Source organism: Paenibacillus sp. 01T422 (assembly GCF_056398785.1).
In genome coordinates this window covers 1-415 of the sequence record NZ_JBFTQB010001689.1, presented here as the reverse complement: position 1 = coordinate 415, position 415 = coordinate 1, and the positions used below count along the sequence as shown (strand labels likewise).

The 415-nt window shown below is 43.9% G+C and carries 1 protein-coding gene; it reads right to left on the bottom strand.

What is annotated here, in order from left to right; translation table 11 throughout:
• Window positions 1–415 (bottom strand): hypothetical protein (locus tag AC1DUA_RS40790; RefSeq protein ID WP_477505034.1); only part of this gene is annotated, 415 nt, incomplete at both ends.

The window sequence follows — 415 nt, the reverse complement described above, 5'->3', positions numbered from 1 at the left end:
CATTAGCTCTTCGAGCTGACGATCGACGACATAAACATCACGCCCATGATCCTTGTATAGGGCGAGAAGATGCTCTTCGATTTGCAGCGACGCTTGATCGACATCTGCTTGCTTGCAATCCTCTGTAAATCGGAAGGAGACGACGAGCTTCTCATACAAGTAGTTATGATCACTTTCGCTAGTAAATCCATAATCGCTGAATAAATCCGTTAACTCGGCATCCGAAGGCAGCAGTAGCAATGCCATTTGATCCGTATTTACATTGAGTCCAGCCATAACCTCAATAACGGTGAATTTCTCAGCTTCCGTGCTGACAATTAACATTTCGTTGTCCTGGTCGAATATGTTTACTTTGCCTGCAAGGGATTTTTCAATTTGAGCATAGAAATCGACCAACTTTCCATCAGGTACATCC